This window comes from Parabacteroides gordonii MS-1 = DSM 23371 (genome assembly GCF_000969825.1).
GTDB classification, from domain to species: Bacteria; Bacteroidota; Bacteroidia; order Bacteroidales; family Tannerellaceae; genus Parabacteroides; species Parabacteroides gordonii.
This window is the reverse complement of sequence record NZ_KQ033919.1, coordinates 3,112,749-3,138,962: the sequence shown is the minus strand read 5'-3', so window position 1 is coordinate 3,138,962 and position 26,214 is coordinate 3,112,749. Positions and strand designations below refer to the sequence as shown.

The following is a 26,214-nucleotide window of genomic DNA, read 5'->3' as shown; positions in this document are numbered from 1 at the left end:
GGTCATTTCACTTTAAGTTCGTTGATGACCTTTGCCCGGACGATATCCTCGTTCTCCACCGTGAACGACTGGTGGCGTCCGCCGTTTTTCTCATGCAGTTCCACAACCAGCATCTTGTCATCGGGAATCGTGAACTTGTCCAGCGTGAAAACGGTACGTTCGTCCTTCTTTCCGGCCACCACGGTGGCATAGTTGTATGCCCTGAGCGGGAAGATGACCTGCTCCTGGATAGCCGTGCGCTTCATGACCTTCTTGTCGACAATCTTGAACGTGATAAAATCGACATCGAAAGGCACGTGTGAGGTGTTGCAGAGCTGCGTGTGGAAATAGAGCAGCCCGTTGTGGGTGTACAGTCCGCGGAGCAGGTACTGGATGCCGAAAGACTTGCTGCCGATATGCTTGATGTTGCGCTTGTTGTCCTTATGAATGGCCTCCATAATCAGACGCACCAGTTTCGGCGACTCGCTGCCCAAATCCTGCAAATAGATGTCAAGGGCATTGTTCGGACGGTTTACCGTGCTTCCGTCATGGATAAAGTCTTTCATCTCAACGCTCAGAAGCAGCGGTTCTTCCGCGTATTTCACGTTGAAGGTGTAGAAACTCCCGCTTTCGGTAATGACCGAGAAATTGGTTTCCTCCCTGAAATTCCTGACTGTGGCCTTGACACGGATAACATTCTCCGCCCCGTCCGCCTTTCCGGCAATCAGGTGCGGGGAACCGAGGTCCACATAGCGCACCGCCGACGGGAAGATAATGTGTGTGGTCTTGTCATAAGTCACTTCCAGACCATACGGCGGAATCAGTCTGTCAAACGTCAGTTTGCGTGTCAGACCGTGGTACAAGTCCCCCTCTGTCTCCATCCGGGGATAGGCCTCCTTAGTCAATTTCACGGAATTGCCGGTTTGGCACTCCGTTTTCCCGTTCACTTTGTCCGTTTCCTGTGCGAAAGCACTCATCGTCATGCCCAGTACAAGGGCAAACATTACAATTACTTTGTTCATACGCTTAAAAATTAAATGGTGAATAATCAGTTGTTTTTCTTTTGGCTCAACATCAGAGTATAGCCTGATTTGAGATGTACCTTTTCCTCCCGCAGTTTTTTGGAGACATATTGCGACACCCCTTGAATCGCCCCCTTGCCGAGTTCCGATAACAGTTGGTCCCCCGCGGACTGGTTGGTGATGGAGATGCTCGTACCGAGGTTCTGTCCCAGATTGGCGGCCACCTCTTTCGCCGCGCTGACCTCCGCGGAATTAGGGATGTAGATGCCTTCCTGCCCATCGGAGTCATAGACCGTCAGTTCGACCGGGATAATCAATCCGCCGTATTCCAGCGAGACGATGCCGATACCGAGCCTGTCACCCTGGATACGCCCCGTACCAGTTACGAGGGTGTTGCGGGGCAGCAGGGTGTTTCCCGCACGCATCGGTTCCAGCAGGCGGAGCCGCACACTCTGACCGTTGAGTACGGTCTGGTCGCCATGCACGCAGATACGGATGGTGTTCTTCTCCGCAGTACCCCCGTTTCCTACCGGAGTGGCGAAACCCCGGTTGCGGGATTCCGATAGTCCGGCGAGAATCCGCTCGTCGCTCATGGGTTGCGAGAGGGAGGAAACGACCGGAACGGACACCTGTCCGATAGGTACGATGTCGGCCTTGCCGTCGGCTTTTCCCGGAGCTTTATCCGATGTTTCCCGGGCAGCACTGTTTTCCCCTGAGGTGTATTGGGCGGCGAGCTGGTAGGATTTCTCCAACAGGGCAACCTGCTCCTCGTAGGATGGCTGGATACTATGCTGCTGCACCATCGAATTGCGTAATTCCTCGACTTCCTTGCGCAAGGCCTCCTTTTCCGGGTCTTCTTTCGGCTCCTCGTAGAAATTGCCCAGAGTCCGGTTGATGTCCCGGTAAGCTGAGGTCGAAGATTGAAAAGAGCCGCTGCCACGGTAGACCGTTCTGCCTGAAGACGCTGTTTCCGCTTTCGTCCCGCCTGCATCAAGAGAGAGAATTTCATCCTGCCCGGACAGCCGTACCGTGCTGTCCGGTTTTTCCGTACCGAAAGATAGTTCTTCGAGTGTGCGCATCTTCTCCTCCTGCTTGCGCCGCATCATATCCTGCTCGTAGGCCGTCTTCTTGTCCCCGACAATCCCGGCATTGCGGGGATCGGGCAGTTCGGTGTTGAACCCGACCGATTGCTCCTGCTCCTTCCTCCCTTTTTCGGAGGGCGCGAAAATCAGCCATAGGGAACCTACGAATACGGCGAACATCAGCGCGAAGACCAGGTACTTCTTCAAGTCCTGCTTCCGTTTGAGTTTATTTGCTTCCTGTGTCATCGCTAATCGAAATTAAATTGGTTAAAGAACTCTTCCATTTCCCGCTGTGTCCGCCGGGAGAGCGTGTCCGTACCGTGAGGCACGATGTCCGGCACACTGAGCGGTGTAATCTCAATCACCTTTTCCCGCCTTGCGTCTTCCCGGCCGATGTTATAGACCGCCCGGAAGAGCATATAGAAATTGACTCCGGCGAACACCACGACCATCCCGACGATGGCAGCCACCCGTTTTCCGGGTGTCAGACGGCCGCACATCCCGCGCAGTCCGTCATCCAGATAATCTCTGGCCTTGATAAATAATTTTCTCATGTTGTATTGAATTTTATCTGTCCGTCACACGCAGGTCCCGGTTTTCGATGACCTGAAAGGCTTCGAGGATGAAACCGTGCGGATTGTTGTCGCTCCGGTTTGAATTGAGCAGGCGGCCTTTTGTCACAAGGCTGCGTTCCGTAATGCTTTTCTCGCGGATAATCAGCTGCCGTGCGTATGTCATGACCTCATAGGGGTACACGTTGAAGTTGCACGCCATGCTGTCAATCTCCACACGCTGGTTGATACCGGCTGAAATGATACGGTTGTAGTATCCCTGCTCCGCCAAATCCCGGTAACGGGTATAGGCGGAACGGTCGGCCAGGAACAACGCCCGCCGTATGTTCTCCTCAATGGCACTCTTGTCCGGCGACAACGAGAAGAAAAGCTCATGGAAACGCCGGGTATGCTCCCGTGCCTCCACCGGCCTGTTCTGCGACAAATCCTGGGAGAGAGCCAGCATCAGCGATTTACCCTGGTCGAGTACATAAATCTTTTCGCGCTGCAACTCCGCAAAGCCGTATGCCTTCCACACGGAATAGCACATGACGGCGCAGCACATGCAGACGAACACGATTCCGAACAGGCGTATTTGCCTGAAGCTGCTCTCGATGTTGTTTAATGATTTGAACTCCATAATGAAAATTTTGATAGGTTATCTTTTAATCAGCCTACCACCGATGTTGCCGATGACCGCACCAGCCGTTCCTGCCGCCACGGAGCCGGTACGTGCCGCTGCTTGGCTGACATTCCTGCCGTAGTTTCCTGCGCCTCCTCCGGCCTGCACGATCCAGTTCGCAACGGTGGGTATCGTGAAATACCCGATGATGCCGATGATTAGAAATGTGATATACACCGCATTGGAGCCGTCCGGAATGAACGTGGGGTCGGACAATTGTTCGATGTCCTGCCGGAGCATCAGCACCTGTATACGTGCCAGCACACTGCTGAAAAGGTCGCTGACCGGAAGCCACAGGTAGATGCTGATATAGCGGACGAACCACTGGGTGAGCGAGGCATGGAAGCCGTCCCAGACGGAAATGGCGAAGGAGATAGGTCCCAGTATCGAGAGGACGATCAGGAAGAACGTGCGGATGGTGTCTATCACGAGGGCCGCCGCCTGGAACATCAGCTCCAGCAACTCCCGGAAAAACGCCTGCACCGACCTTTTCATGTTATACATCGCCCGGTCTATATACATGCCGCACACTTCGATGGCGTCCAGCACGCCGAGTTCCTCCAGCCGTTTGTCGAACTCCTCCTTGTCCACCAGATAGGCCATCTCGGGATTGCGCTTCATCGCCTCGTATTCGAGCCGGTCCTTCTGCTCACGGTACTCGTTCATGTCGAATGTCTGGGTTTGCAGGATGTTGTTCGTCCCCTTGACCACAGGCGACAGCACGTTGTTGATGGTGCCCAGCACGACACTGGGAAAAAACATGATGCAGAACCCCAGCACGAACGGCCGGAGCAAGGGATACACGTCGACGGGTTCAGCCCTCGAAAGGGACTGCCATACCCGGTACGCGACATAAAACAGCGCACCCAGCCCGGCGATGCCTTTCGCCACTCCCGTCATCTGGGAGCAGAGCGGCATCATATCCTGATACAGATTCCGCAGAATCTGGTGCAGGTTCTCAAAATCTATTGCCAATAACATCATAACTCTTATGATTTTGAATGGTTACCAATAGCGTTCTGCCGGACTGCCGTACAGGGCAAGGATACGGTCCTGGTCGCTCTTCTTTTTCGCACGCAGGTAGGATACGCCGATATTCTTGTTCGTGTAATACTGCACAAGTCCCCGGTAGCTGTAAACCCGGTTGTAGCAGAGGTCGATGACCTCCATGCGCTCCTTGTCACTCATGGACAGGCCGTTTTCGTTGACGATGGTCCTCAGGTCGTTCAGGACATTGGCGGACTCTTCCAGCAGAATCGTATAGCCCGCCGCTATCGCACTGAGCTCCTCCGCGCTGAAATAGGGATCGGAGAGCATACGCTCGAAATTGGTCACGTAGATATCCGTGATGTCCCCGACCATCAGGATGGTCTGCTGTACTTTCCGGGCATCCTTGACCAGATTCTTCACTTTCTTCAGACCGTCATAGAACTCTTTTCCCTGCTGGTAAATCTTGACGGTTTCCTGAAAATTCTTCACCATGTTCGTGGCCGTCGTGGAGGTCTGCACGATGTTTTTGGTGGCGTTGATGATGCCCTGGGCAAGGTTCGTGGGGTCGGTGACGACCCACTGTGCCCGGGAGGTATGCGTGATGAACAAAGCACCCACGCACAACATAAAAATCTTTAATCTCATACTGTTGAATTTTTAATGATTGATACTCTTTGTCTGCCGGTTCAAAAAGCGGGTTTCATCCCGCCTGACGATTGCTATTTCGGTGGCAGCCGGGGCAGATGCGGGGCATGTTTCCGGTCCACTTCCCATGCCTCGGTCTGTCTTTTCTTGGCGGAGAACAAGTTGTCCGCGTAAGGACTCCGGCCGCATAGCCGGACAATCCTGTCGTCCAGCGACCGATAGGCTTCCTCTATCTGCTTTTCCAGCTCCGGCACAGGGCTGTCCGCACGGATGCCGTGTTTTTCCAGGAAGCCGCCGTAACAGTCCTCAATCCGGCGCGGGTCCCATACAAGTCCGGCAAGTCTACTCAGTTCATCGTCCAACTCTTTGAGGTACTCATCCGGCACACGCGCTCCTTCGATGCTGTCCAGAGCCTTTTCAGACTTGCGTTCAAGGGTGGTTTCCATCTTTCCGATGGCTTCCATCAATTTCTTTTCCCGGTCTTTATCTCCCGTTTCAATCGCTTTCAGACACTCCTCGTTCAGTTTGGAGTACCTGTTGAAATCCTCCGCGAGTCCGTACCGATACATGACATAATCCGACGGGAAAGTCCGGACAAGAATGAACTGACAGAGTTGCCAGTCTGCCTTTCCCTCGTACCGCCGGTCGAGAATCCGGCGGGCGGCATCCACCTCTTCCGGTTCCGGACGGGGTATGCCGCATCCCGGATGACGTTCCACATAGGCATCGAGCATAAAGACGTGCATGGCAAGCATACCGTGTATGCCGTCGGCTTCCTCAACCGGAAGCGAGGCAAGAGTGCCTTGCTGCTGCACGAACCAAGTGGATTTCAGGCTTTCCATCGCAGCCAGGATATCCTTGTCTGCCGCATCTTCCGGAGTAAGTATGAAATTCTTCCTCGCTATCCCCATTGCTATTTCTTCGGGGATATCGTAAGACCCGGCATAGGTATCCAGCAGGCCCTTCAGTCCTTTTATGTCCCTGTTTTCCAGCATTTCCATTGTATCTTTCCGAATGGCTTTCAACTGCTCGTAACCGATTCCGTTACGTGCCCGCCATTGCCATTCATGCGCCCAGTCCCTTAATCCCATATCCGTATTGCTTTAGTTGGTCAATGATGATTTTCCCTCCCGTTTGCTTGCCGCAAGCTGCCTGATGGCAAGCTCGATATTGCCCCCGAGTTTCTCGGTCAGGCGCATGAGTTCCAGCTTTTCCGTTTCTTCGGTGGTGTAGCAGTAATACTCGTCGAGCGATACTTCTGTGGCGTACACGGCAGACTGGGAGCTGCCAAGCCCTATCCAGACCTCTTTGTACCTGCGGGAAGGGTTGTTGGCCATATTGATGGAGAGGATTTGCGCACGTTCCTTGTCGGTCAGCCCCAGCAGGGACTGTATCGAATCGAACTTGTTGGCATATTTCCGCTGGTCCAGCAGAATCTTGCAGTCGCTGTTGTTAATGATCGTACCTTTCACGATGTCCGAGGAGATGATGTCCTCGACCTCCTGCGTGACGACCACGGCTTCGCCGAAAAACTTTCTGACCGTCTTAAGTAGGCTAAGCACCCAGCGCCTTGTCATATTTCTATGGTAGGTTTCCAAATGCTCGCCCCCGAACCGGACTTACACCTCTCAGCGTATCCGGCTCTCCACTAATTTTAGTCTATCTTTCCGTCATGTATCTTTTTGTGACAACTCCTGCACACGGCAATCGTTTTGCGTTTGCGGGCAATCATGTGTCGTTCCCAGCTTTCCTTACCCTGCAAGTTCTTTAGTTTCCTTACATGGTGCATAACAAGGTCGTCTGTCGCTCCACATAATTCACACTCATGGGCTTTCAGCCTTTCAACAAGACTTGTCCGCCCCGCAGTATAAATTGTTCGTGGCATGGTGTCACATTCCGATTTATAGGTGGGCTTCTTGCGTTTGAAGCCACCGTCGTAAAAGTATCTTTCCTTTACACCTGTTTTAGTCATGTGCTTTATGATAAACCTACCGTTCTTACGATATTTCTTGTTTACCTTGCGTGTGCGGCACTTATATTTGCCTGCAAACGTTTTGTACATGCTGTATTCCATGATGTACTTGAAATTATTCAAGGCATGGGCACAGTTGTTGGCTATGGAGTAGTAATTATAGAAACCCACGATTTCCCGATTATAGCTATCAAGGATTTCAAGGTCGTCATTGAATATCAGTCCCGATTTACATTTCGGTTTCCATATTTCCTTTCCGTTACGGTTTGTCATTTCCAAGACTCCCCAATCGAACAGTTTTTTACGGACAGTTTCCATACTGACATTCAAGCAGACCCTTTTACCATAGGTTCTTCTTAATCTACCCCGTTTATCACGTCTTTGGTCGTTGGACTTTCTTACAGTAATTTCATATCCGAGAAACTTGGCAGGTCTTTCGGTATGGGTGACAAGTGTCTTTTCATCAGACAGTTCCAATGCCAGTTTATCAGCAAGGAAGTTTTTAATATCTCCCTTTATCTGTTGCGCATCTTGCTTACTTCCGATAATTCCCACGAGAAAATCATCTGCATATCTCGCATATTTCATTCTCCTGTAATCGGCATCCATTTCTTCGCCATTGGGATATTTAGCCCGTCCTTGTTCTATTGCTTTCAGTTCAAGGATTAGCTTTACCCTTTGCCTTTCGTCTTTTACGGACTTCAATCTTCGCACAATACGTTTTCTTGCATTGCCGAAGTCCAAACTTTCTCTACTGAATTTTCGTTTCTTCCCTTTATCGAATTTGGCTATGTATTCCTTTATATACTTATCCAGCTTGTCAAGGTATATATTAGCCAATATCGGGCTGATGATACCCCCTTGCGGTGTGCCACTGTAAGTATTGTGGAATTGCCATTCTTCGATATATCCCGCTTTCAAAAACTTGCGTACTAAGCGTATGAAGCGTTCGTCCGCAATGCGCTCCTTGAGTATGTTTATTAATACATCATGGCTTATATTATCAAAGAAACCTTTTATATCTCCCTCTACAAACCACTTTGCACCGCTAAACTCCTTTTGGATGTGAGTTAATGCAGTATGGCAGCTTCGATTGGGTCGAAACCCATGCGAGGTGTATTCAAAATTTCCCTCGTATATGGCTTCCAATACCATTCTTACTACTTCTTGTATTAACTTGTCATTGAAAGTCGGTACGCCAAGAGGTCTTTTCTTACCGTTTTTCTTCGGTATGTACACCCTCTTTGACGGTTGGGGCTGGTACGTTTCATCTTTTAACGTATCAATCAACTTTTCAATTCGTTTCAGGCTCATGTTGTCAATGGTCTGACCGTCCGAACCTTTAGTCATGTTGCCCTCTTTGGCGTAGATGTGCTGATAGGCAACATAGAACATTTCCTCATTGAACAAAATTCTGTAAAGACGTTCAAACTTGTAGCTTACATCCTTACTGTGTTCTGATAGACTGTTTAATACTCTTTCTGGACTTCTCATAATGTCTCTCACATTTTCCGTTAATTGTATTAATAATTAGCTGCTTCCCTTCGCCATGTACAAGGCGTTACCTTGCTCGGACTACTATGGAAGCTCCGTTACCACTCCGAATTTTCATAGGTCAAACCTAATAGCCTTTCGGCACTTCGGGATAGGTAATCCCCGTTTATTACATCGTAACTGTTGGCATGATAGATTGTCGGATACGACTTCCGTCCTTCACTCGCTTACTGCGGTTGTGTCGTGATAAGTTCTTGCTACATTCATACCTATACACTGAAGTAGTATCACGATATGGCGATTGATAGTTACCTTACGCCATAGCCTAAAGGGGAACCACTCGGACTATCGTTTAATCAATTCGGACTTTATCCTCATATCTATCTTTTCATCTCGCCATTCAGTCGCAGTTTGGTAACTAACTGACTTATGACTTTTCCGACATGCTACACTCCCTGCTCGGTTAAGTTTTCCCGAAAACAGATAAGTCGGCTGATGATAGGTTATTTTCAAAGAACACTTTCCTAATCTCTTGCCAAAGAGATGTTTACGATGCAACCTTTACGGGCGCACAGAGGTATTTCAGATATTCCGCCATGCCCTCCTTGCTGATGGCCTTCCAAGCCTCTTCCAAAAGGATCATCTTACGGATACCTTTCAACCTGCGCATCTTGTTGATAAAGGTTTCCATGATGATGATGGTTACAATGGGGAATAAAACCTTGTTGTCCTTGATATTATCCAGTTCGAAGACGATGAACCGCTTGCCCAGCAAATCCAGTTGTTTGTCTGAGTTCAGCAGAAAATCATACTCCCCGCCGCGATAATAAGGTTCGAGGACATTCAGGAAATTGAAGACATCAAAATCCTTCTCCCTTGTCCGTTTCTCCTTCAGTATCTCCTGATACTCGTCCCGGATAAACTCATAGAAGGTATTGAACGAGGGAACCAGCCTGCCGTCCGTGCGTATCTTCTCCAGAAAGAGATTCACCGCGTTGGAGAGGGCGACTTCCTCGGCCCGTGTCGGCGGTTCGTCATCCCGTTTCCAAAGGGTGAGGATAAGCGTCTTGATGCTCTCCTTTTTCTCTATGTCGAAAACGCCGTCTTCCACATAGAAGGGATTGAAGGCAATCGGGTCGTTCTCCTCGTAGGTGAAGTAGATACCGTCCTCGCCACCGGTCTTGTTGTGAATCAGGTTGCAAAGCCCCTGGTAGGAGTTTCCGGTGTCTATCAGCAGGACGTGTGTTCCCTGCTCGTAGTATTGCCTAACCATGTGGTTGGTAAAGAACGACTTGCCGGAGCCGCTCGGCCCTAAAATAAATTTGTTGCGGTTGGTAATCACGCCTTTGCGCATCGGCAAATCCGAAATGTCGAGATGGACGGGTTTGCCAGTCAGACGATCCACCATGCGGATACCGAACGGGGAAAGCGAATCCCTGGAACAGCTCTCGCCGATGAAGAAACAGAGAGCCTGTTCGATGAAAGTGTAATAACTCTCCTCGAAAGGGAAATCCCCCGCGTTTCCGGGGATGGCCGCCCAGAACAAGGTCGGGGTATCGACGGTGTTATGGCGGGGCTTGCACTCCATCAGCGCAAGCTGGCTTCCCACATCGTTCTTGATCTGTTTGAGCCTGTTGCGGTCGTCACTCCATGCCAGCACGTTGCAATGCGCACGGATGGAGGTAAGTCCGAGGCTGTGCGCCTCATTGAGATATTCCTCAATCCATTCACGGTTGATCTGGTTGCTGCGGCTGTACCGTGACAGCGAGTGCATGTTGCGCGCCTGCTTCTCGAACTTCTTCAGGTTCTCGGCCGGGTCGTCGATAAAGAGATACTGGTTCACGATGTGGTTGCACGTGAGCAGTACCCCGATGGGAGCCGCGAACGAAAGACGGCAGTCGCTCCGGTCGGTGGACAGGCGTTCATAGCGCATGTCCGTCGCCACCTTGCCCGGCAAATCGTCCGTATCGGACAGGGTGTGCAGGCAGAGGCAGTTGTCGCCGACCTTCATCTCTGCGGCCCCGAGCGTGAGGTCCTGCAAGCAGGTCGTTTCCTCCTGCGAGAGCGAGAAATACTTCTCGATGATGCCCGCGCTGTTTTCCGTCCCGGTAATCTCGTCTTTCCGCATCCGCGTGATACGGACAAAGCCGCTGTCGTTGATGATGCGCTCGAACTGGTCGCAACTCTCCAGGAAACGTGTCACCGTATCCTTGTCCTGCATCTCCTTCGGAATGATGAAATTCCGAGTGAGTGCCGTGAAATTGCTTTGGGTACGGCTGCGTTCCTTCGTCGTCTTGGTCAGAAAGAGGTAGCTTGTGTGCCTCAAATACGGCCGCTCATTGAAATGCCTTTCAAAGGAACGGGAGAGGAAACTGAGGTCGTCCCTTTGGATGTCGGGCGTGTAGTTCTCCTCGATGAACCAGTCCTGCCGGTGCACGATGCTGTAATTCGGCAATACCTTTACCGCTTTCGCCCATGCCGAGTGGATGGCCTCGTATTCGTTCCGCGTCACCGTGAAGAGTTCGGGCAGTTCCACCTTATAGGCTACCGTAATATCCGCGTCCTTGCTGATGATGCAGTCGTGTTCCACCGCCAGAATCGGAAACTTGCTTTCCAGCGTGGCTGCTTTCATTACATTTCTCATACGCTTCGTGTGTTATGGTTACGGGAAAACAACCGGAAGAAAGCCCTCCGATTGATGATGTACCGGGGATGGCTGCCGCGGGCCTGCAACTTCATCAGGCCGTACTCTCCGAACCTGGCATTGAGGTGGAATGTGCCCCATACCAGCAGAAAGGCCGACAGGACACCGAATGCGATGCAGGTCCATTGTCCCACTCCGGCCATGTACATGACTACGAAAATCACGAACACGGCGAGCAGTCCGCCCGCAAAGACAAACAGGTACATACTCTTCAATCCTTTGAACTCAGGACTGCGGCCGATTCCCTTGTTGATAGAATACTCCGCCATATTACAGGAAGAATGAGCGTAAGATGGTCGCTGCCACAATCAGGAAAATACACGCCCCGAACCAGCTGGCCGCCGTCTTCGAGGTGTCGGGGTCGCCGGATGAGAATTTTGAATAGACCTTTACCCCTCCGATCAAGCCGACCACGGCCCCGATTGCATAAATCAGTTTGGTTGCGGGATCAAAATAGGAAGTGACCATGTTGGTCGCCTCGACGATACCGCCGACTCCGTTACCCTGGGCGAAAGCCCCCGTTGCCGCAAGCAGCATGGCTGCCGAAAAAATGACTCTCTTTTTCATTGTCGAAAACTTTAAATTGTGAGACAAAATTTGATTTCGACAGCGAATATATAGGCTTTAATTCGTTGATTTACAAAGCTGACGATGCGTTACACCGGATGTCGTCACGTTACATCGGAAGCTGATTTTGAGGATTAGAAAAAGAGAGGTGAAAGGCTGAAAATCCACCTGCCGACAAGGCAAAAGAAAAATGGCAGATGTTGCTCTGCCATTTTACCTGTATCCAATTGTTGCGTATCAGACATATTTATCCCAATCGAACTTTTCCTCCGATTCCGGCGGTGCTTCCTTTTTCCGTTGCGGCAAAGGCTCACCGTATTCGTCCAGACACTCCTTGAAAAGACTCTCCACCAGTTCGATGTTACTCACTTCGGTGGTGAAAAAATCGAATATCTCGGTCTGCCGGATGTCGTATATCGACTTGACGGTACGGATAACCTTTTCATCGTTCATATTGCGGTTTTCCTCCGTCAACACGCCGACGGCATTCATCATGTCCTCGTAGGTCATACCCGTGGAAAAGTCCTCGTCCACTTCCGATACATAATCCGACATCAGTTCCGCTTTCTCTTCTTCGGACAATCCGCCCGGAGGGTTACCGGTAAAAGTGGATTCCACATCATCCGCGGAAATATCCTCCTCTTCTTCCATCTCCTCCGCCGGAGGAAGCGGCTCGCTACGGGCCGGAACCTTGCAGTCGATTTCCGGATCTTCCAGATAGACGATATTCGTCTTGCCGATGACCTCGTTGTCATCAACCTTCGGAGCGGTGACCGGCTCAGCCGATTTCCCTTTCTTTTTGGGAAGGTATTTTACCATATCCTCCCACAAGCCGTATATCCGCTGCCTGAACAGAAAAATCCACAGGCGATAAAAGAGATACCCGCAGCATACCGTCTTGACACTGAAATAAAAATAGGTTTCCATGGTTACAACGGTTTAGAAAGTTCCCGACTGTACATTTCATTGATTTCTTCCCAATGCCGCTCTATGTGGTCACCCAGGATATTGCTGATGTAACTGGCGATGCTGACCTCCGGCGCGATAAGCGGCAGGAAGCGTTTGATTCGTTCGTATATATCCCGGTTGATATAGGTCTGCGAACGGTTCGGACTCGGCGTATTGACCAGAAAAAGCTCCCGGTAATCCGAACCGCTTTCCTTTTTTCGTCGGTTCCTGACTGACTTCGGTTGCTCCGAGATCTCTCTTTCCGCCGGAGCGTCAGAGATATTTTCCGGTTCGGCTGTCGCCGCTTTTTTCGGTGCAGGTTCCGTTTCCTTCCGTTCCGTATCCCTTCCATACAGGGGGATATCGCTCGTCATCATTCCTTTGAGGAGGTCTTCATCCACCTCGACTATTTTCTTTGCCATACGCGTTACAGTTTAAGTTTCTCTTTCAGTTCGTTTGCCAGCTCCACGAATCCGCTCCCTTTCAGCAATTTGGCCGGAGGCGGCAGCAGTGTACAGCGGAAATAACTCTTGCTGCTGACGGACAGCTCCTTATCGTAGCGGCACGTGTCGGGAACAGTGGTTTCCAACACTGTCAGCTTCAGTCGCTGCATCATCATCCGGTAGATGTCGAACACCTCGGTATTGGCCCTGCGTTCTATCTTGTTCCAGAAGAAAAGGATGTCCTTCAGCGGGATTTCAGGTCTGTCGCGAATATAGTCCAGCACGGTGGTGGAGAAAGAGAGGCTGCTCTGCATGACCATCTTGTCCGCCGTAATCGGGGTAATCACGTAATCCATATTGACAATGGTACGGAACACGCCCTGCGCGTCCACCGTACCCGGCAGATCGACCAGAACCAGGTCGATGGGATGTTCGCTGTTTTTCACCAGCTCATCGGCGGCTTCCCTCGCTTTCTCCGCCCTGACACCGATAATCGGATAGGCTTTCTTTTTGATGCGTTCCCACTGCGCCATCATCTGCTGCTTATAATGGTCGCTCCGGTCAATGGCCTTTTTGTCCCTCTCCCGCATACGTACGAGGCTGTGCTGCGGAGAGTCGCAGTCGATGACCGCCACATTCAGATTTTCCACGTAATGAAAATAACTGGCGAGCAGAATCGTGAAAGCCGATTTTCCGACGCCGCCTTTCTGGTTGCTGAGTGCAACAAATAATGTTTCCTTGTCCATAATCATTATTGTTTTAAGTTATTACTGGTTGTTTGCATCACTGTTTGCTTATATGGTTTACCGGCTGCATGAACGGTTGCGTGCATCACTGGCCGGTTGCATGTCCGGGTGGTTACACCCTTGAATGATTGCACGGTTACATGGTTGATTGCATGGTGGCATGGTGGCACGGTTATATGGTTGCAACCAATAATGCCCGGTTGTATGGTTGCCTTCATGCAACCGTCCGTGCAATCATGCCCCAAACCGTTGTTGTCCGGTGTGCTGCAACCGTTCATGCTGCAAATAAACGCCTTTATCGTCTATCCCGTGCGGAATCGGAGCCTGATGCCGATATATGACACCGTATGACATTCTGTTACACCGACTTAACTATTTATCACACAGATTCTTACCGGTAACTTTGCAACCGGTCCCGTCATGGTTTGCAGAGGCATCGGATGTACCCCGCGAAACCCGAAAGTTTCACCGGCCCCGATAATTTGACGAAAGGCAAATTCATGTTCAAGCGAACATAGCAAGTTGTGTTTTGGGCCGCCCGAAATAATTCGGGCATCCCAAAACAACTTGCCGCTCGCCTGACGGCTCGGGAGGGATTTCCTCCAAAGTCGGAAATCCTGACGGACAGACAGGAACAACAAAAAAACAAGTGATATGGCAACAGAAAACAACCCTAAAAAGAGAAGGACGGCAGGCAGAAAGCCCAAGAGTGATCCCGCCGTTTTCCGCTACGGCATCAAACTGAACTCGGAAGAGAACGGGAAATTCGAGCTTCTTTTCGAGCAGTCGGGATTTTCCCAACGGTCGAAATTCATCAAGTCCATGCTTTTCGGACGTGAAATCAAGGTGGTAAAAATCGACAAGGCAACGATGGATTACTACATCCGGCTGACCAATTTCTACCACCAGTTCCAGGCGATAGGCAACAATTACAACCAGACGGTAAAGGCTGTCAAGAGCAATTTCAGCGACAAGCGTGCGCTTGCCTTACTGTATAAATTGGAGAAAACCACGATGGAATTAGTGGTTCTCAGCAGGCAGATCATCGCGCTGACCCGGGAATACGAGGAGAAATACCTGAACCGTAACCGTCAATCCCTATAAGTTATGGTAGCGAAAATCAACCGCGGCGCATCGCTCTACGGGGCGATAGCCTACAACCAGCAGAAGGTCGGCGATTCCCATGCCCGCATCATTTCCGGCAACCGGATGATTGCCGACATCACGGACAGTCCCGAGCGTCTGATGCAACGGACGATGTGGGCGTTCGAGAGTTACCTGCTCGCCAACAGGAACACGGAGAAACCCATCCTGCACATCTCGCTCAACCCGTCTCCCGAAGACAAGCTGACGGACGCGCAATTTGCCAATCTGGCAAAGGAGTACATGGATAAAATGGGGTACGGCGACCAGCCGTACATTGTATATATGCACGAGGACATCGGCCGTCGGCATATCCACATCGTTTCCACCTGCGTGAACGAGAAAGGCGAAAAGATAGATGATGCCTACGAGTGGAACCGTTCGATGAAAGCCTGCCGGGAACTGGAACGGGAGTTCGGGTTAAAGCAACACGCGGACAAGAAGGATGAACAGCTCGGCATTTACCTGAAAAAAGCTGACTACACGCAAGGCGACCTGAAACGGCAGGTATCCAATATCCTCAAAAGCGTCTTCACGGCCTACTGTTTCCAGACATTCGGCGAGTACAGCGCCCTGCTTTCCTGTTTCAACATCGAAGCCAAACAGGTCAAGGGGGAACACGGGGGCGTTCCCTACACGGGCATTGTCTATGCCGTTACGGACGACAACGGCAAGGCGGTCAGCGCACCCATCAAGTCCTCGCTTATCGACAAACGTTTCGGGTATCAGGGGGTGGAGAAACGGCTCCGATACAACACCGGGGAGTTCAAGGCGAAGAAATGGCAACCGAAAATCCGGAACGATGTGGCACTTGCCATGCACGGCTGCATGGGCAGTAAGGAAGCGTTCACGGAGCTGTTGCGTGAACGGGGCATCGACACGGTTTTTAGAACCAACGATGAAGGCCGCATCTACGGGGTCACGTTTATCGACCATAACAACAAGGAGGTGTACAACGGTTCCCGGTTGGGAAAAGAATTTTCCGCCAACGTGTTCGAGAAACTATTCCGCTCTCCGGAAGATGCCGTCCTGCCGCAAGCCCCCTTGTTCGGCGAGGATATGCAGTCGCTCCGCTCCGGTGACATGGAGAGTTCCATCGAGCAGGTCTTCGGCATGTTTTCTTTCGATGCCAACGGTGCTGACGCGCAAGAGGAAGCCCTCGCGCGAATGCTGCAAAAGAAGAAAAAGAAAAAACGCCGTTCACGCGGCCTTTGAAACCCGATTATTCATTCAATTAAAATCTACGATTATGCAACAAGAAGACGACATTCGCGGATTGGCCAAGACAATGGAGTTCATGCGGGCCGTATCCATCCTGTTTTTAGTGATTCATGTGTACTGGTACTGTTATCAGGCATTTTCCGACATGGGTATCTCCATCGGAATTGTGGATAAGATCCTGCTGAACTTCCAACGGACTGCGGGACTGTTCAGGAGCCTTCTATTGACAAAGGTATTCGCGCTCATATTTCTCGCCCTTTCCTGTCTGGGCACGAAAGGGGTCAAGAACCGGGATATGACCTGGAATAAAATTTATGCCTTCTTTCTCGGCGGGCTGGTGCTGTTCTTCATGAACTGGTGGATGCTGGAACTGCCGGTATCTTCCATAGCCAAGGCCGGACTGTACACGGCAACGCTCACGACCGGATATATCCTGATGCTGATGGCCGGCGTGTGGGTAAGCCGTATGCTGAAAAACGACCTGATGGATGACGTGTTCAACATGGAGAATGAATCATTCATGCAGAACACCGTCCTGATGGAAAACGAATACTCGGTAAATCTGCCCACCAAGTTCGTGTACCAGAAGAAAGAATGGGACGGCTGGATCAATATCGTCAATCCTTTCAGGGCCACTATCGTGTTGGGCACTCCCGGATCGGGAAAGAGTTTCGCGGTGGTAAACAGCTATATCAAACAGCAGATATCCAAAGGGTTCGCTGTATATATCTATGACTACAAATTCGATGACCTCTCCATTATCGCCTACAACGAACTGCTCAAGAATCTCGACAAATACAAGGTGAAGCCCGAATTTTACGTCATCAATTTCGATGACCCGCGCCGCTCGCACCGTTGCAATCCCATCAACCCGAAATTCATGGCGGACATCTCGGACGCCTATGAAAGTGCCTATACCATCATGCTCAATTTGAACAAGACCTGGATACAGAAACAGGGTGATTTCTTCGTGGAGTCGCCGATTATCCTGCTTGCGGCAATTATCTGGTATTTGCGGATTTACAGGGGCGGGAAATACTGCACGTTCCCGCACGCCATCGAATTTCTGAACAAGCCCTACGCGGATATCTTCACGATTCTGACCTCTTATCCCGCTTTGGAAAATTATCTGAGCCCGTTTATGGATGCCTGGCAAGGGGGCGCGCAGGACCAGCTCCAAGGCCAGATCGCGAGCGCGAAAATCCCCCTTTCGAGGATGATTTCCCCGCAACTGTACTGGGTGATGACGGGCGATGATTTCACGCTTGACCTGAACAATCCCGAACACCCGAAAATCCTTTGCGTGGGGAATAATCCGGACAGGCAGAACATTTATTCCGCCGCGCTCGGACTGTACAACAGCAGAATCGTGAAACTGGTAAACAAGAAAGGACAGCTTAAATCCTCTATCATCATTGACGAACTTCCTACCATATATTTTCGGGGTATCGACAATCTGATCGCCACTGCCCGAAGCAACAAGGTGGCCGTCTGTCTCGGTTTTCAGGATTTCAGTCAGTTAGCAAGGGATTACGGGGACAAGGAGGCGAAAGTGATCCAAAATACGGTGGGCAATATTTTCAGCGGGCAGGTCGTGGGAGAAACGGCCAAGAATCTCTCGGAACGTTTCGGTAAAATCCTGCAACAACGGCAGTCGCTCTCCATCAACCGGCAAGATACCTCGACTTCCATCAACACGCAGATGGATTCGCTTATTCCTGCATCCAAAATCGCCAATCTCTCGCAAGGTACGTTCGTGGGCAGCGTGGCGGATAATTTCGGGGAGGAAATCGAACAGAAGATTTTCCATGCCCGCATTATCGTGGATACCGAGAAAGTGGCGGCAGAAACCAAGGCTTACAAAAAGATACCCGTCATCAACGAGTTCAAGGACAGCGAGGGCAACGACATCATGCAGCAACAGATAGAACGGAACTACACGCGTATCAAGGCGGACGTGGTGCAGATTATCGAGGATGAGATGGAGCGTATAGCCAATGATCCGAACCTCAGGCACCTGCTTCCGCAGGAGGACGGAAAGCAAGAGAAGCAGTAACTGTCATACCTATATATTATATCATCGTGGCGGAATGTGTCGGACGGCATGTTCCGCTTTTCTTTTTTTATGCTTTCATCACAAGCACTTCTAAAAAACAAATGCACTATTTCTTTTCTACCTGCAAAGGTAGTCCTGCGCCCCGACGGATAGTGCAAGGCCGGGGCCCCGTTGGGGTTTGCTGAAAAAATCATCCTCGCCGTTCCGGCTCCGGTATTTTTTCGCAAAGCCTTGCACTATCCGGGCACAGGACGGTCAGGCAGGTAAGAAAAGGAAATAGTGGCTCCCCGGAGCCTCAGATGTTTAACTCAAAAAGAATGCAGTTATGAGCAGAAGCAACTTCACACCGATGAAAAGATTCCACGAGATTCTCAACCGTTACGGTCTGAAACTGATGGAAGTCGGAACCAATCACCTGAGAGTATTCTTCGGAAACCGGAAACTGTTCGACTATTATCCGCTCCGAATGAAAGTTTTCGATTACCGTCAGTGGCAGCAACTGACCTACCCGTCGATGACAGACGGAACAGGAAAATGGGAAACGGAACTGGACGGCATTATCCGTGAACTGATGGTTCAATGATATAAAAACAGATGCCATGAGTGAGGACCGCAGAGAAACAATCGTATGGGACAACATTCCCGAATGGGCGCTCTACGCGCTGGAATACGGTATGGATGAAGACCTTTTCATCACCGACGAAGACCGGGAAATGGTAACCGGGTTCATCACCGAAAATTTCCCCAAAGGTTATGTCATGTCGGTGGATTGGGAATCGTACAGCGAGTTCGACCGCTATCCGGCATTCGGCAAGCCCTGCAAGACCTACAAGGTCACTTTTGTAATGGAACCATAACAGAAAATGAAACGGTATGGCAGAGAAAAGACAGCTGACGAGAGTGGTATTCAGAAGGTTCAAAGAGGGAGAGATAATCGCCCTCTTTCCATATATGCCGTGGAATGCGCATGGAAATGCCGTCACATCCTATATGCACACGGGACAGCATGCCGCGGCGGATTATGCCGGCGTGATTGCCGTAACAAGACCCGCCACCGCGGAAGAATACAGGGAACTGCTGGCTGAACTGACATCGGTCGGGTATGATAACCTGCATATCCTGAGACGGGCAAAACCCAAGTTTAACCCATAAATTAAAAGACGATGGAAAGTCATGTAAAAATCAAAGCATCACAGAAGGAAATGGAGTATCTCTTTGAAAATGACGAGTTCATTTCCGTGAGATTGTATGAACGGACAGATGCCGGTTTGTACAAGTGTATCCTCCGGCACAAGGAATTGGAGAAGCCCTTGAAAGGAATATTTACCATCAAAAGAATCAAGGAATTACTTTATTGACAACTTAAAACAAAAAGCGATGAACAGAGAAGAAAGACAACAGGCAAGAACGGACAGATACCGTGAGCTTGCAGACAATGCGAGAAAGCAATCCGAACAATGTTTCAGGCAGTCCGAATCCATGGCAAGCGTAATCCCGATGGGACAGCCCGTGCATGGGAAAGCGGACAGGAACTATCGGGAGAAAATCTGGAACAAGATGGGGCAAAGCGTGAAGGCTTCCGAGAAAGCGGATTATTATGAGCGGAAAGCGGAAGCGGCGGAGAACAACAACGCCATCTATCTGGATGACGACAATGCCGTGGAAAAGCTGGAGCAGAAGCTGGCCGAACTGGTCAAGGCGCAAGAAGACATGAAAGCGGCAAACAAAGTGGTCAAGAACAAGAAACTGACCGAAGAGGAGAAAAAGGTCCGGCTGATGGAATTGGGATACTCGGAAAAAAGTGCCGTCGAACTGCTCACCCCGTGTTACGGGCACATCGGTTTTCCGTCATTCTCACTTTCCAACAACAACGCCAACATCAACCGTATCAAGAAGAGGCTGGAACTGGCGAAACGGATGAAAGGCACACCGGAAAAGGAATACACGATTAACGGTGTGCGGGTGGTGGAAAATTATCCGGAAAACCGCCTTCAGGTATTTTTCGATGATATCCCCGCCAAGGAGATCCGGGATTCTCTCAAACAGCACGGGTTCCGCTGGTCGCGTCACAACAGTTGCTGGCAGTCGTACATGAACCGCCGGAACATCGACTTCATTAAAGAACTGCTTGAAGAAACGGAAGCGTAGACATCGTATGAATGAATCAATCTCCCGGCTTGCGACTTGCGGACGTAAATGCTCCTCCCGGTCTGCAAGCCGGATTTTATGATCTGAAAATGAAATGACATGAATGTAATCTGTACAAAATGCGGCGGCACGAAAGTAAGTTGTGAAGCCATGATTGACCCCAACACAAAGGAGTTCCACAATTATACCGACGAGTCATTCCAATACGGCTGGTGCGGGAAGTGCGGTCACGGAACCGTGTTGACCGACACGGACGAGGTAAAGGAGGATATCGACCGGATATATCAACGGTACGTGGAAGAAAAGAAAGAGGAACCCGAATACGCCGTTTGCGTTGTCGTGTGGAAAGACGACAATAACAGCGAACATGTAAAAATCCGGCTCTCTTCAGACTGCAATCCCGATGAAGAGGATGATATTTTCTTCTACTGCGACGGCCTCTCCGGTCTCAAATCATTGTGCGAATTTGGCGGCGAGGACTTCATCGTAACGGAAATCCATGACTTAGATAAATGCTGTAACGGCTAAATCCCACACAATCGTCAAACCCATTAAACAATATTGCAATATGAAAATTCTATGTCAGGAACACTACGACAAGGTAGTGAAATATGCAAAGGAAATCGGCGACACATCGCTGGATAATTGCCTGAAAAGGTTGGAACAGTGGGAGAACAATCCCAACTGCCCGTGTGAAATAGAACTTTACCGGGATTTCGCTCCCCACTCGTTCGGGTTCAGGGAATGCTATCCGGACGGAAAGACAGGTATCGTCGGGGGATTAATCTATCACGGCAATCCCGACCGGTCGTATTCCGTTCTGTTGGAACCGTTTCATGGATGGAGCATCCACACCTGATACTCATTAAAATACCTGTTTATAGAAAAAGCCGGTTCAAGTCCGTATGCAATTTGAACCGGCTTCTCTTGTATTGTGTTAATCCGCCACCGCAAGTTTGGGTATTCCTTTTCAAGATTCCAGCAACTCACTCGTTTTAGCCCAATAGTAGTAGGCTTCCGGCAAATTGGATTTCAGCTTGTTCAACTTGTTTGTCAATGAAGTCCGGATAACCAAATCTTTTATATCGTTCGGATTTTCCGGGTACGGTTCCACTTGTGTAACGCCTTTTTCAATCAGCGTGGCCAGGTAAGCCGCCCGTGCTGCATCAATAATGGCGTTGTCTATCAGATAACGTTGTTTGTACATGAACGACTTGACACGGATGATACCGTCCTGCATCAGATTGAAATCTCCTTCTCCTGCTTTGCCCCGTGTGGATATGCAAAGAGCCGTCTGGCGAATATCGTTGAACACCAGTCCTGCATCAGTCCCTAAAGAACGGTATGAAAGTTCCACCGCTGCAATCTTACGGAACGCCTGTGAGGTGATCTGCAAATCCGATACATTCTCGAACAGCCTGCCCACGTCATAGAGCTGTTTGGCAATCTCCATCGAGCAGGACTTGCCGTTTTTATAATAAGGTATTCCGGTCGTGTTGGGAGCGAAAGCCGTCAGCTTGTCCCCGAGAATATCTTCCGCGGAAGGAACCGTTACCATTAGCGGCTCTCCCTCCAAACGGATGAACGGGCTGTCTATGGCTATCTGCCGGGTCCGTAAATAATGAACATCTTCGTACAATACGTCCAGCAAGATGTAGGATTGCGCGTCCGTATCATTCCGGTAGGCTATCTGGTAGAAAAACTTGGAATGGCTTTTAGGGATGTTGGCGTCATTCCTTTGCTTGCGCTCTACAAGTTCCAGATCGGTAAAACCGAAATCGGCAAACGCTTTCAGGTAATCCTCGATATTTGTCCCCGGAGGACAAATCACATCAATGTCGATGGACAGACGATGGGCCGACTTTCCGAGTATGAGCATCAGTGCCGTTCCGCCCTTGAAAACCAAAGGACAGCCGGCCCCGACCAACATTTCAAGCAGCGACAATGCGCGGATTACTTTTTCTATCAGGTTCTTGTCATTGTAATGCAATGCGGATGAGACCTGCCCGATCCATTCTGTCGTGAAACATTCTTTCTTTATCATTGTATATTCAAATTATTCAGGATGGACGATAATTCTTCCTTCACCTTCCGTCTGCCGGCATACCTGAAAAGCCGGCTTCGGTTAACGGCATAAAGGTTAAAGGCATTTTCTATGATATGTTCGCTTTCACTGCCTTGCAGATAGAAAAAGTCGGAGTCCCTCAATATATCGACCAGCAATTTTTCCAATGTAGGCATCGGTACATCGGACACTTTCTGCAAGGGTGCTTCCGAAACCAGATTTTTGACAAAGAACGCCCTGCGGTCCATATCCACGTAACGGTATATCATTTCCTTGTCCGGTCGAAGGTAAGCCTCCCGGCCTTCGTTTTTCAGAAAATTGAAAACGGTTTCCGCCGAATCCCTTTCCGTTTCCACGTAGATTACACTGTTGGAAGAAAGATGATGTTGTAACGGTGCGATGATTTCACCTTGATAGACACAAAACCTGGCAAACGGGAAATTGGCTTGCAGCAGTTCATATACCTTTTTCACTTCATCTGTCGGTTTCGGAGAAAAGGATTGCTTCACCACTTTGCCATACATGCCGCGTCCGATTCTGACGAGTGCGTTATCATCTACAAGTTTGAACAGATACCATGACAAGGAAGACCTGTTGATGCCGGTTCTCTCGTGAAGATAGGCAAACAAGTCCTCTATGCTGAAATCATGGTGCATTTCGGCATAATCGAGTATGGCTGTTGTCGTTTCGTTACTCATCTTGAATCTGTTTTCTCTGCAAAGTTAGCAAAATTTCGGCACTAATTCAAAATAGTGCCAATAATTTGTATTTCCAATACCACGTCTCAACAATCAGTCCAATCGAAATCCCATTATTCACAAAATTTCGGCACTAAACCGGAATAGTGCCGATAATTTGCAGACTTCATCCATCCTTGCGCCACAGGCATCATGGTACGCTCCGCCGGCCAAGTCCTTTTTGAAGGTAACTCGGAAGTCCGAACCGTGTCGCGTTCAAGCCCTGCGGGTTTTAGGCAAAAAATTCCCTGCGGTAATTTTTCCGCCTAAAAAACGCGCAGGTTCAGCCTTTCCGAGTTGGGGAAAGGCCTGGGACTTAGCAGGCGAAGCCGAACGATGACGCATAATACGGACAAGGACGGGAAAGCCGTATTCCGTCCGCTCCCCGAAAAATCCCGGGTCTTTCCCGATATTATCACGCTCCCACAAAAGTCTGTTTCCTGTTTTCATCCTCCCGAAGAAGGCGGGGACAAAAGCGGCTCGCCTCACTCTTCTGCATAATACTGTTTCTTTGCTTGCGGGCGTCCTGCCCCTTGCGTTCCCTTTGCACCCCTTGTCGTGTCCGCCGCTCTTTTTTCGTGCCTTTCCGGCTTTTTCTCCACTACGGTTTCCCCTTTTGCGGTGTAACGTGATGTCATCCGATGAAACAAATCGACAACTATTTGTATATCAATATTTTGAATAGATTAAGCCTATATATTTGCATCGACAAACGATTTTATTAACGCTTAAAACATCCGTTTATGGCAGCAGAAAACATCAGGGGCGACACCCCGAAGCAAAGCCCTCCGGTCGTTGAGAACGAGCAGTTCAGCGACATCATCCTCATTCTTGACAAAATGGAACTGCTCCTGCAAGCAGTCACCAAACTCGACAAGAACGGCAGGTATGAATCCGTACCCGCCAAAGAGGAAAACCGCAACTCGTTCCTCAAACTCGACCGTTACGCGAACATGTTCGAGAGTTTCGTCAAGAACCTCTGGAGCCAGCTGAAAGACCCGACCCGGTTCGGCATCCTCTCCGTCAAGGAGCAGGCGCTCGATGACCCGAAAGTCAGACAGGCCATCGAAGACCTCGCCGCAGGAAAGAAGACCGACGCGGTGGAGGAGTTCCTCGCGAAGTACGACATCACGCCGAAAGGCAAAGAACAGAGTATCAACAATCAAAATGACAAAGAAATGGCAAAGCAAGAACAAACCACCCAGGCGCAGACCGCACAGGACGGCCAGCCCAAGTACCGGTTCAACGAATCGATGATCGACTGGGAACAGCTCAAGCACTTCGGGCTGTCCCGTGAATACCTTCAGGAGCGCGGGCTTTTGGACTCGATGCTCAAAGGCTACAAGACCAACCAGGTCGTGCCCATTACCATGAACTTCGGCTCCGCCGTACTCCGCACGGATGCCCGTCTCTCTTTCCAGCAATCCCCGCAAGGCCCCGTGGTGCTGGGCATACACGGCATACGCCAGCAGCCCGACCTCGAAAGGCCGTTCTTCGGGCATATCTTCTCCGAAGAGGACAAGAAAAACCTGCGTGAAAGCGGCAACATGGGACGTGTGGTGAACCTCAGGGTACGTAATGAGGAGGTGCCCTCGTTCCTCAGCATCGACAGGCTGACCAACGAGATCGTGGCCATGAAGGCGGAAAATGCCTATATCCCCGAGAAAATCAGCGGCGTGACGCTGACCGACCAGGAAAAGGCCGAGCTTCGTGAAGGCAAGGCCATCTACGTGGAGGGCATGACATCGAAAGCCGGTAATTCGTTCGATGCCTACCTCCAGTTCAACGCCGACCGCAAGGGACTCGAATACATCTTCCCGAACGACAGGATTTTCAACCGTCAGGAACTCGGCGGCGTGGCACTTTCCCCAAAACAGGTCGAGGCGCTGAACGCCGGCAAGGCGATTTTCGTGGAGGACATGAAGCGCAGGGACGGCGAGGTTTTTTCCGCTTTCGTCAAGCTCGACGAGGCCAGCGGCCGTCCCGCGTACACGAGATATAACCCCGACTCCCCGGAGGGAGCAAGGGAAATCTATATCCCGAAGGAACTCAACGGGGTCAAGCTGACACCGGAGGATAAAAAGGAACTGAGCGAAGGCAAGGCTATCTTCATTAAGGATATGATCAGCCGCAGAGGTGAGGTCTTTTCCTCGTTCGTCAGGCTCAACATGGAAACGGGCAACCCGCAGTATTCCAAGACTCCCGACGGTTTTGACCAGCGTGAGGAGTTCAAGATTCCGGCAGAAATATGGGGCGTTGTCCTGACGGCCAAACAGCGGGGACAGCTCCAGGACGGCAAGGCCGTGCTCGTGGAGGGCATGACGGGGTACGACGGCAAGAAGTTTTCGCAGTATGTCAAGGCCGACTTCAACAGCGGTAAGCTGAACTACTACAACGGAAATCCCGACCGTGACCGCAGCGCGACGCAACGCAACGTGGTAGCCGAGGCCAACAAGAACAAACAGGCAGAGAGCCAGGGCAACAAACGCTCTTCCAGACGAAGCGTAAGCCAATAAGGCCGGATAAAGCAGTATAAACCGATTAAAATTTTCACGAAGATGAAAGAAAACAAGAACAACACGCCTTTCAAGGCGGAAGACGTGAACTGGGAAGAGCTCGCCGCCATCGGCATCCTGAAGGACGAACTGGAAATGGCGGGGGAACTTGACACCCTCCTCAGAGGCGAGAGAACGAACGTGATAGCCCTCAGCCTGGTATTGCTCGGTGTGGATGTCGTTATGGACGCCACCCTTCAGCTGGTGCGGAAGAACGACACCCCGTTACTGGAAATCAACGGTATCAGACCCATCGGACAATAGTATTCAACCTGCCGTTTCCCTGAGCTTAAGCGTTTCGGGGAACGGCTTAATCTTTTTCACTTATGATAGCAATTATAGCAGAGAAGTTATCATAACTCGTGATAACTTTTCTTATCACAAGTAAATTATTATCCAAAGCCTTTATTTTTGTCTGTCTGTATATCAGCTATTTAAACACATTACTTTATATTACAGCTTTG

At 50.3% G+C, this 26,214-nt stretch carries 29 protein-coding genes and 1 pseudogene; 12 read left to right on the top strand and 18 right to left on the bottom strand.

Features of this window, described 5'->3' with window-relative positions; all coding sequences use genetic code 11:
- Nucleotides 1-2: 2 nt before the first annotated feature.
- From traN to HMPREF1536_RS27870, 16 genes and pseudogenes are all read right to left on the bottom strand, one after another.
- The gene (traN, locus tag HMPREF1536_RS11880) at nt 3-1,001 is read right to left on the bottom strand and encodes a conjugative transposon protein TraN (RefSeq protein WP_028729979.1); all 999 of its coding nucleotides are present in this window, start codon (nt 999-1,001) and stop codon (nt 3-5) included.
- A gap of 26 nt (nt 1,002-1,027) precedes the next feature.
- Nucleotides 1,028-2,329 carry a conjugative transposon protein TraM gene (gene traM, locus HMPREF1536_RS11875; RefSeq protein WP_028729980.1) on the bottom strand — a complete coding sequence of 434 codons (1,302 nt, stop codon included), beginning with the start codon at nt 2,327-2,329 and terminating at the stop codon, nt 1,028-1,030.
- Between the two features lie 2 nt (nt 2,330-2,331).
- Nucleotides 2,332-2,637, bottom strand: coding sequence for a TraL conjugative transposon family protein (locus HMPREF1536_RS11870; protein ID WP_005834178.1), 306 nt, complete (start codon nt 2,635-2,637; stop codon nt 2,332-2,334).
- Nucleotides 2,638-2,650: 13 nt separating this feature from the next.
- Nucleotides 2,651-3,274 (bottom strand): conjugative transposon protein TraK, encoded by a 624-nt coding sequence (gene traK, locus HMPREF1536_RS11865; RefSeq protein WP_005834176.1) that lies wholly within the window; start codon nt 3,272-3,274, stop codon nt 2,651-2,653.
- Nucleotides 3,275-3,292: 18 nt separating this feature from the next.
- The gene (traJ, locus tag HMPREF1536_RS11860) at nt 3,293-4,300 is read right to left on the bottom strand and encodes a conjugative transposon protein TraJ (protein WP_028729981.1); all 1,008 of its coding nucleotides are present in this window, start codon (nt 4,298-4,300) and stop codon (nt 3,293-3,295) included.
- A 21-nt stretch (nt 4,301-4,321) separates the two neighbouring features.
- Nucleotides 4,322-4,951 (bottom strand): DUF4141 domain-containing protein, encoded by a 630-nt coding sequence (locus HMPREF1536_RS11855; protein WP_028729982.1) that lies wholly within the window; start codon nt 4,949-4,951, stop codon nt 4,322-4,324.
- 74 nt (nt 4,952-5,025) lie between these two features.
- On the bottom strand, nt 5,026-6,042 hold the full coding sequence (locus HMPREF1536_RS11850; protein ID WP_028729983.1) for a hypothetical protein: 1,017 nt from the start codon (nt 6,040-6,042) through the stop codon (nt 5,026-5,028).
- Between the two features lie 12 nt (nt 6,043-6,054).
- Complete coding sequence (locus tag HMPREF1536_RS11845; protein WP_262496405.1) at nt 6,055-6,513, bottom strand: TraG/VirB4 family ATPase; 459 nt, start codon at nt 6,511-6,513, stop codon at nt 6,055-6,057.
- A 92-nt stretch (nt 6,514-6,605) separates the two neighbouring features.
- Nucleotides 6,606-8,417 (bottom strand): reverse transcriptase/maturase family protein, encoded by a 1,812-nt coding sequence (locus HMPREF1536_RS11840; protein ID WP_046151773.1) that lies wholly within the window; start codon nt 8,415-8,417, stop codon nt 6,606-6,608.
- 559 nt (nt 8,418-8,976) lie between these two features.
- Nucleotides 8,977-11,061: pseudogene (locus HMPREF1536_RS11835) on the bottom strand (TraG family conjugative transposon ATPase); the annotation flags it as partial.
- Nucleotides 11,058-11,390 carry a DUF4133 domain-containing protein gene (locus tag HMPREF1536_RS11830; RefSeq protein WP_005834165.1) on the bottom strand — a complete coding sequence of 111 codons (333 nt, stop codon included), beginning with the start codon at nt 11,388-11,390 and terminating at the stop codon, nt 11,058-11,060. The pseudogene HMPREF1536_RS11835 and the gene HMPREF1536_RS11830, both read right to left, overlap by 4 nt.
- A gap of 1 nt (nt 11,391) precedes the next feature.
- Entirely contained in the window at nt 11,392-11,688 is a 297-nt protein-coding gene (locus HMPREF1536_RS11825) for a DUF4134 domain-containing protein (protein WP_005834163.1), read from the bottom strand.
- Nucleotides 11,689-11,925: 237 nt separating this feature from the next.
- Nucleotides 11,926-12,615: a DUF4122 family protein gene (locus HMPREF1536_RS11820; RefSeq protein ID WP_005834161.1), complete on the bottom strand. Its 690-nt coding sequence runs from the start codon at nt 12,613-12,615 to the stop codon at nt 11,926-11,928.
- 2 nt (nt 12,616-12,617) lie between these two features.
- The gene (locus tag HMPREF1536_RS11815) at nt 12,618-13,058 is read right to left on the bottom strand and encodes a DUF3408 domain-containing protein (protein ID WP_005834159.1); all 441 of its coding nucleotides are present in this window, start codon (nt 13,056-13,058) and stop codon (nt 12,618-12,620) included.
- A gap of 5 nt (nt 13,059-13,063) precedes the next feature.
- Nucleotides 13,064-13,825: a ParA family protein gene (locus HMPREF1536_RS11810; protein WP_005834157.1), complete on the bottom strand. Its 762-nt coding sequence runs from the start codon at nt 13,823-13,825 to the stop codon at nt 13,064-13,066.
- A gap of 5 nt (nt 13,826-13,830) precedes the next feature.
- Complete coding sequence (locus HMPREF1536_RS27870) at nt 13,831-14,103, bottom strand: hypothetical protein (protein ID WP_157395725.1); 273 nt, start codon at nt 14,101-14,103, stop codon at nt 13,831-13,833.
- A 376-nt stretch (nt 14,104-14,479) separates the two neighbouring features.
- Between HMPREF1536_RS27870 and mobA the strand changes: the two genes are divergently transcribed.
- From mobA to HMPREF1536_RS11755, 10 genes are all read left to right on the top strand, one after another.
- Nucleotides 14,480-14,929: a conjugal transfer protein MobA gene (gene mobA / locus HMPREF1536_RS11800; protein WP_005834153.1), complete on the top strand. Its 450-nt coding sequence runs from the start codon at nt 14,480-14,482 to the stop codon at nt 14,927-14,929.
- Between the two features lie 3 nt (nt 14,930-14,932).
- On the top strand, nt 14,933-16,183 hold the full coding sequence (gene mobB / locus HMPREF1536_RS11795; RefSeq protein ID WP_028728912.1) for a conjugal transfer protein MobB: 1,251 nt from the start codon (nt 14,933-14,935) through the stop codon (nt 16,181-16,183).
- Between the two features lie 34 nt (nt 16,184-16,217).
- Entirely contained in the window at nt 16,218-18,245 is a 2,028-nt protein-coding gene (gene mobC / locus HMPREF1536_RS11790; RefSeq protein ID WP_005834149.1) for a conjugal transfer protein MobC, read from the top strand.
- A gap of 325 nt (nt 18,246-18,570) precedes the next feature.
- A complete protein-coding gene (locus HMPREF1536_RS11785) occupies nt 18,571-18,828 on the top strand; it encodes a hypothetical protein (protein WP_005834147.1) in 258 nt (85 codons plus the stop codon).
- A gap of 16 nt (nt 18,829-18,844) precedes the next feature.
- On the top strand, nt 18,845-19,102 hold the full coding sequence (locus tag HMPREF1536_RS11780) for a DUF6926 domain-containing protein (protein ID WP_005834145.1): 258 nt from the start codon (nt 18,845-18,847) through the stop codon (nt 19,100-19,102).
- 16 nt (nt 19,103-19,118) lie between these two features.
- Complete coding sequence (locus HMPREF1536_RS11775) at nt 19,119-19,397, top strand: hypothetical protein (RefSeq protein ID WP_005834143.1); 279 nt, start codon at nt 19,119-19,121, stop codon at nt 19,395-19,397.
- An 11-nt stretch (nt 19,398-19,408) separates the two neighbouring features.
- Complete coding sequence (locus HMPREF1536_RS11770; protein ID WP_005834141.1) at nt 19,409-19,603, top strand: hypothetical protein; 195 nt, start codon at nt 19,409-19,411, stop codon at nt 19,601-19,603.
- Nucleotides 19,604-19,622: 19 nt separating this feature from the next.
- Nucleotides 19,623-20,393 (top strand): DUF3560 domain-containing protein, encoded by a 771-nt coding sequence (locus tag HMPREF1536_RS11765; protein WP_005834138.1) that lies wholly within the window; start codon nt 19,623-19,625, stop codon nt 20,391-20,393.
- A 99-nt stretch (nt 20,394-20,492) separates the two neighbouring features.
- Nucleotides 20,493-20,921, top strand: coding sequence for a hypothetical protein (locus HMPREF1536_RS11760; protein ID WP_225607944.1), 429 nt, complete (start codon nt 20,493-20,495; stop codon nt 20,919-20,921).
- A gap of 40 nt (nt 20,922-20,961) precedes the next feature.
- Nucleotides 20,962-21,252, top strand: a complete 291-nt coding sequence (locus HMPREF1536_RS11755; RefSeq protein WP_005834134.1) for a DUF4120 family protein — start codon at nt 20,962-20,964, stop codon at nt 21,250-21,252.
- A gap of 111 nt (nt 21,253-21,363) precedes the next feature.
- On the opposite strand, the gene HMPREF1536_RS11750 is transcribed toward HMPREF1536_RS11755, so the two are convergent.
- Complete coding sequence (locus tag HMPREF1536_RS11750; RefSeq protein WP_005834132.1) at nt 21,364-22,437, bottom strand: nucleotidyl transferase AbiEii/AbiGii toxin family protein; 1,074 nt, start codon at nt 22,435-22,437, stop codon at nt 21,364-21,366.
- Nucleotides 22,434-23,156: a type IV toxin-antitoxin system AbiEi family antitoxin domain-containing protein gene (locus HMPREF1536_RS11745; RefSeq protein ID WP_005834130.1), complete on the bottom strand. Its 723-nt coding sequence runs from the start codon at nt 23,154-23,156 to the stop codon at nt 22,434-22,436. Before HMPREF1536_RS11745 ends, HMPREF1536_RS11750 begins: the two co-directional genes overlap by 4 nt.
- A gap of 782 nt (nt 23,157-23,938) precedes the next feature.
- On the opposite strand from HMPREF1536_RS11745, the gene HMPREF1536_RS11735 reads away from it, so the two are divergent.
- Both HMPREF1536_RS11735 and HMPREF1536_RS11730 read left to right on the top strand, forming a co-directional pair.
- Nucleotides 23,939-25,711, top strand: a complete 1,773-nt coding sequence (locus tag HMPREF1536_RS11735; protein ID WP_005834127.1) for a DUF3945 domain-containing protein — start codon at nt 23,939-23,941, stop codon at nt 25,709-25,711.
- Between the two features lie 42 nt (nt 25,712-25,753).
- Nucleotides 25,754-26,014, top strand: coding sequence for a DUF4099 domain-containing protein (locus tag HMPREF1536_RS11730; protein ID WP_005834126.1), 261 nt, complete (start codon nt 25,754-25,756; stop codon nt 26,012-26,014).
- The last annotated feature ends 200 nt before the right edge of the window (nt 26,015-26,214 follow it).